The sequence below is a fragment of the Sphingobium sp. genome (assembly GCF_003248505.1).
In the GTDB taxonomy this organism is placed as follows: domain Bacteria; phylum Pseudomonadota; class Alphaproteobacteria; order Sphingomonadales; family Sphingomonadaceae; genus Sphingobium.
Window position 1 is genome coordinate 1 of sequence record NZ_QFOA01000125.1, and the last position, 5,534, is coordinate 5,534.

5 protein-coding genes are annotated in these 5,534 nt (G+C 57.1%); 2 read left to right on the top strand and 3 right to left on the bottom strand.

The window, feature by feature from the left end:
• The first annotated feature begins 126 nt into the window (after positions 1 to 126).
• Both DI606_RS19275 and DI606_RS19280 read left to right on the top strand, forming a co-directional pair.
• The gene (locus DI606_RS19275; RefSeq protein WP_293985543.1) at positions 127 to 855 is read left to right on the top strand and encodes a Crp/Fnr family transcriptional regulator; all 729 of its coding nucleotides are present in this window, start codon (positions 127 to 129) and stop codon (positions 853 to 855) included.
• A gap of 67 nt (positions 856 to 922) precedes the next feature.
• Positions 923 to 1,567, top strand: coding sequence for an SOS response-associated peptidase (locus DI606_RS19280; protein WP_293985545.1), 645 nt, complete (start codon positions 923 to 925; stop codon positions 1,565 to 1,567).
• Positions 1,568 to 1,929: 362 nt separating this feature from the next.
• Here DI606_RS19280 and DI606_RS19285 read toward each other — a convergent pair whose 3' ends face one another.
• The 3 genes from DI606_RS19285 to DI606_RS19295 form a co-directional block, all read right to left on the bottom strand.
• On the bottom strand, positions 1,930 to 2,094 hold the full coding sequence (locus tag DI606_RS19285) for a hypothetical protein (protein WP_293985547.1): 165 nt from the start codon (positions 2,092 to 2,094) through the stop codon (positions 1,930 to 1,932).
• Between the two features lie 539 nt (positions 2,095 to 2,633).
• Positions 2,634 to 3,152 (bottom strand): hypothetical protein, encoded by a 519-nt coding sequence (locus tag DI606_RS19290; protein WP_293985549.1) that lies wholly within the window; start codon positions 3,150 to 3,152, stop codon positions 2,634 to 2,636.
• A complete protein-coding gene (locus DI606_RS19295) occupies positions 3,142 to 5,220 on the bottom strand; it encodes a hypothetical protein (RefSeq protein WP_293985551.1) in 2,079 nt (692 codons plus the stop codon). Before DI606_RS19295 ends, DI606_RS19290 begins: the two co-directional genes overlap by 11 nt.
• Positions 5,221 to 5,534: the final 314 nt, after the last annotated feature.

Here is a 5,534-nt window from a genome sequence, read left to right on the forward strand (position 1 = left end):
GGTCAGGGCTACGCCCCTCCCTACGATCAGCCCAGACAACCGATCCTACCGGCCATCATAGTTGCCGCTCAACCGGCCATCGTAGTTGTCGCCACGCAATAATTGAGGCGAAGGCGTAATAACCGCATGCTGACCGACAAATTCCTTCTGAACCGCCGTCGTCGTGAATTGACTGATGAGGACCTACACATCCTCGAGACCTCGATCGCCGAGACGAGGGATGTCGCTGCACGCAAGCTGGTCGTTCATGCGAAGGAGCCCGTCCATGTGAGCACGTTGCTCGTCGAGGGCGTCATGTGCCGATACATGGATGACAAGGAGGGCAATCGTCAGATCGTTGCTATCCACATCCCCGGCGATTTCGTCGATCTCCACGGCTACCCGCTCCGCTATCTCGATCATGACGTTTCCACCATCACACCTTGCAAGCTGGCCTGCGTGCCCCATCAACGGTTGAACGAGATCGTCGCCGCCAGACCAAATCTCAGTCGGCAGCTATGGTTCTCAACCCTGCTCGACGCAGCGATGCATAGGGAATGGACGTTCCGGCTCGGTCGGCTTAGCGCAATGCAGCGTATCGCACACCTGTTCTGTGAGCTGTATTCCCGCATGCGGGCGGTAGGGCTCGCGAAAGATGGGAAGTTCGACCTTGCCCTTAATCAGGGTGACGTGGGGGAGGCTTGCGGCATAACTTCTGTGCACGTCAACCGGGCACTCCGATCCCTGCGGAACGACGGCCTTATGACCTTCCGCTCGAAGAAGGTCGAAATCCCGGATCGGGTGAAACTAGCCAAATTGGGTGAGTTCGATCCGAGCTACCTGTTCTTTGATTCCGATTTCGATCCGTTGGGATGACGGCGATGATAGTCGGGCAGAGGTGAAGGTGAGGTGCCAGGCCGACTGATAATGGGAGAGTTGGACGATGTGCAATCTATACACGGTCCGAAAGAGCGCAGCCGAGGTGGCCGCACACTTCGGAGTCGCGGACCCGACGCAGTCTAACGCCCCTGAAGAAGTCTATCCTGGCTATCCTGGTGTCGTGATGCGCGAAGAGGGAGGCGTTCGGACGATTCAGTCGATGGTCTGGGGCTTTCCGCTCCGTTTGAAGGGTATGAAGCCGGAAGCTAAGCCAAAGCCGGTCAACAATATAGCTGACCTTACGAAGAACATGTGGATTGGGCTGGCGCGCAAGCCCCAATGGCGATGCGTCATCCCTGTCACCCAATTCGCCGAGGCCGAGGGTGAGAAGGGAAGCAAGACACGAACATGGTTCGGTGTGAAGGGTCAGCCGGTATTTGGATGGGCCGGCCTTTGGAGAATTAGCGACGAATGGGGTCCTGTCTATTCGGGCGTCATGACCGACTGCAACGAGGCGATCCGTCCGGTCCACGACCGTATGCCAGTCCTCTTGATGCCGGAAGAATATGATCAATGGCTGCATGGCGACTTCGATGACGCACTTGCCTTTCAGAGCCGATGCTTCCCAGACGATTTGATTACGATGGAGCGGACAGACGAACCGTGGGTCAAAAGGAAGGTTTCGGGGAACGAGGAGCTTCTCTTGTAGCTCGACACCTACTCAACCTATTGAAACCAGCAGACCTTGACAACTTTCGATTATATCATTAAAGGTATATTTCTGACTTGAGGTTCTATGACGATTAGCCCTGACACTAATGTCTTGCCGCGTCCGGCGCTTTTGCCGAACCCTTTGTCGTGCGCTGCCTCCGTCGTCCTCAGCGTAGTCGTATAGTCCATCGTCGGGATCGGGGACTTTGTCCTCGAGCCATAGAGCCGCCCGCGTAGCCGGCTTGGAAATACGTGCGCCATATTGGCGCCCTCGACATTGGAAAAACCATGAAACACGCAGTTCTGCCGCACGTGTCCCCGGGCGTGTGCGACGTTTTCGAGGAAGCGGTTGCCGTGATCTCACACTGTGCGGATCTTGTCTCCGCTGCTGGCTGCGCCCCTGCCGTAGCATACATGGCTGGAGCGGGAGGCAATGTCCGCCGCGCGCTGGCCGAGATCGTTCACCGCAATCCTAGTCTCAACGAAACCGCGTCCGGCGAGTTCGACGTCGAGACATTTGGTCAATCGGAGGTCCTTTCGGTGGCTGGATATCCTGATACCATCAGGAATTGCCATTTGAGCAATGGCGAGTTGGTAGACGTCCGTGCGCTCGTTCACGAAAAGTCGGTCGAGCGCTCCATATGGATGCGACCGACAGGGGAGTTGCTCGGCGTCCAGGTTCGTGGGCGGGTGAGAGCAACCAGCGAGGGTTTTCTCTTCGAAGACGACCAGACCCAAGAATCCGTGAAGAAAGGGGTGAGGACCGCAGACCTCGGAAGAGATATCGTCGCGTCCGGCTTCGACCTTTCAGCACGACCGACCTTCGCAGCGGCTCTGGCGGTTTCGCTCACGACGGCTTCATGGGTCCATCTCGCAACTGGTTCAAGGTGGTATGCGGATGCGCCGACGGCACGATCGGTTGTCCGACTGATCGGGGGTGCGCCTTGCGTAGACACTAGGCTGCTGACCCGGCTTGGTGTTTGCGTGGACCGTGAGGTTCTCTGTTGGATAGAGTCACTGGGCTGGAGGCATTGGCCTACAGCCTCCGCGCTAACGGCGAGCACTTAAGGTGTCAGTTGTCCATCCTGCGCTCGCCTCCGTTTGGATGTCTTCGCAGGAACCCCAATGACATCGTCGCTGCCAAAATAGAGAGCGTCGGATGAGCCACCGTTCGCCACTTCTAGTTCCAATTCAGCGACCCGTTCGTTCAGGAGTTTCACCTCGATGCGGAATTTCGAGATGCGCTCCATGAGGTAGAAGTTGTAGGACTGCGCCTGCTGAAGCTGGTGTTGAGCGTTGGCTTTTTCGCGCCTGCTATCGTCGAGCTGCTTGCGCAAGGGGACCGTTGTGCCGCGTTCCCCGCTCTGTATCCCCGCCCTCGCAGCCAGATCAGGGTATAGTTTCACTATCCTATGACGTCTCACGCCAGATTCTAGAGTGAGGGAGTTGAGGTTGACCTTGAGCGACCCGCGGCGAGCGCGCTCGGCAAGTGTCTTAGCCTTTGGCTCACCCCGCTCAAGGCGATCAAGGGCGTCTTCGATCTGCTTTTGCTCTTGGGCGGTCGGCTCAGTCTTAATGGCCATCTGGATAATCCTTCACAAGCTGGTCGATATCGATGTCGAGGGATTTGAGGACGTTCTCGGACGCCAGGTATCGATCACGCGCGACGACGTAGTGGACGTCCATGTGGCGAGCGACCGCCTGCTCCCATATCTTCTTGTTCTCCAGATACCGTTGGGCCCAGAAGGGGACGTCTTCGTGGCCGACGGCGAAACAGGCACATCCAGAGCATAGTCGAGGGCTACGCGTGGCGAAGTTCGGCGTCTGGTTGGACCAGTCCAGCGTCCCTGCGGCAGCATGGCAGCGACTGCCAGTGGGCATCATTCCAATCAGGCACTTGCCGTGCGGAGCGGACCACATGGTGATGTCGCGCTCCACAAGCCAATCACGGATCACTTCGCTTTTCTCAGTTCCTGTTAGGCCCCGCACGCTAGCCTTGAGATCGTCCAGCTTGTCGACTGCCTTTCTCGCCATACCGCCCACCCCGCTGTTGCCGTCGAGTGCATCGGCCATGAACTCGATGGCCCGCTCTGTGGCGGCGTCACCGATGAGACCAAGCTGTTCGGCATCCTTTCCGATATAGGCATCCTGCGTAAGAACAGTGGAGTAGTGCTGGAACTGCTGTGAAATCGCTGGAAGCAACTTCCTGTCGGTGCGGAAGACGAAGTTTGCCCAGGTCTTTCGCCACTGCTTGGATTTAATCTTCCGGATGCCTTGACCGGCAAAGGAGGATATATTCGGGTCCGTGAAATCTACATCTGACCAGTCCACGCGGCGCTCGTAGAAGTCCCTCATCATTATGCTCACTTGATCTGAGAGCATCGGGAGAATGTGACTAGGGCTAGAAGGGAACCCGACCGTGCCGAATTGAATCAGCAATTGCTTGTGGATATCCGGGTCGGAGCTTCGTTCGCGCCAAGGAGCGAGTATCGTCTCGATCACCTGGATTGCCCGAACCGCATCCGGGAGACGAGTTTCTCCACTTACCCGCGCTGCAAGCAGCCATCGCGCGTCTTCCGGGTGATCCCAGCCTTTACTGACCGTCCCCTTGATGAAGAAGAGCTCATAGGCACCGCTGACCGAGATCTCTGTAGTCACGCAGTTCGGCAAGCCGTTCGCTTGCATGCCGGGGGCAAGGGTCAGCACTTCGCCGTGGCGAATTCCGGTGCTGAAGCGTAGGATGATGATGGCTGCTGCCACCGTATCCATCATCAACCTGCGGAAGGCTAAACCTACGGCGTCTCCCTCTTCGGACTGATCATTGCCCTTGATTAGATCTGTGAGCCAAGGACGCCCGTCCGCGTGCTCCCTAGCATATCTATCTATCAGTCTGGGTCTCAGCTTTCGAAACTGTTTAAGGCTGATGCGGCGCGGGTTCTTCTTGATGACGTCCTTGTTCTCCAAATCAAAGATGAGGTCTTCAAGGCTGAGGACGTCATCAGCGACCTCTCGAATGAAGTTATAGGCCGAACTGACGATAGGTATCACCAAGGCGTCCGGGATTGGCGGGGTGAACACCTCGATCGCGGGAGCGATCTCGTCTGCTATGCTCCAGGCAGAGGCTCCACCGAATGGTGGAAATGAGATGCCTTGCGCTCCTCTGGCCTGAAGTGTCGTGCGCTGCTCGAAGGCGAACTCAAGAATCTTAAGGTATCCGGTCACGCTTGCCGTGGTGAGGTCCTCATCACGCTCTTTCTCTTTGGCTCGCAGATGGACTTTCAGGTCTGAGACGAAGTCGGTGACAAGAGCGGGAGAGAATGATACGAAGGACTTGCGCTTCTGCGCGTGCATCCACTTTGCGAGATAGCGGAAGCGGCCAAAGACTGAATGGGCTTGGCTGATCGAATAGGGCTGGCCGTCAGGTCGGGAGATGAATATCGACCAGAACAGCTCTTTGAACACGGGTGTGAGTTCAATGGGGAAGGTGGTCCAGTCTATTCCGATACCGGAACGCGCAATTGCACGGGTCGGGGAATCTAGGAGCCAAGCGTCCTCATGCCATTTGCTTGAGGAGGATACGAAGCCCTCAAGTTCGCAAGGGTGAACCCCCGACCGACGCTGGTCGGCAATAATATCTGATGTCGTTTTCATAGTCATTCCACCGTTGGTAGATCTGGGATGTCGAGGTAGGCGCTAGTGACGGCTTGGGTTGTGAAACCGAGCACAATCAGTCGTTCCAGCGCGTCGAACTCAGGCTGCCATCGTTCCAACCAAGCATGTTCGGGCATCAGCGTGCGGCCGCGCTCCATGGCTTCGCGCAGCTTAACAGCTAGGGCGTATGCAATGGGGGAGTTGGTATCGATCTTCCGTAAGCGCTAAAACACTCCCACAGGGGAGCGCTCAGGCGGCCTGATCGATGACGGGGCTGGCGGTGGCGCGACTATCTACCCAGTTGTAGGGGAGCA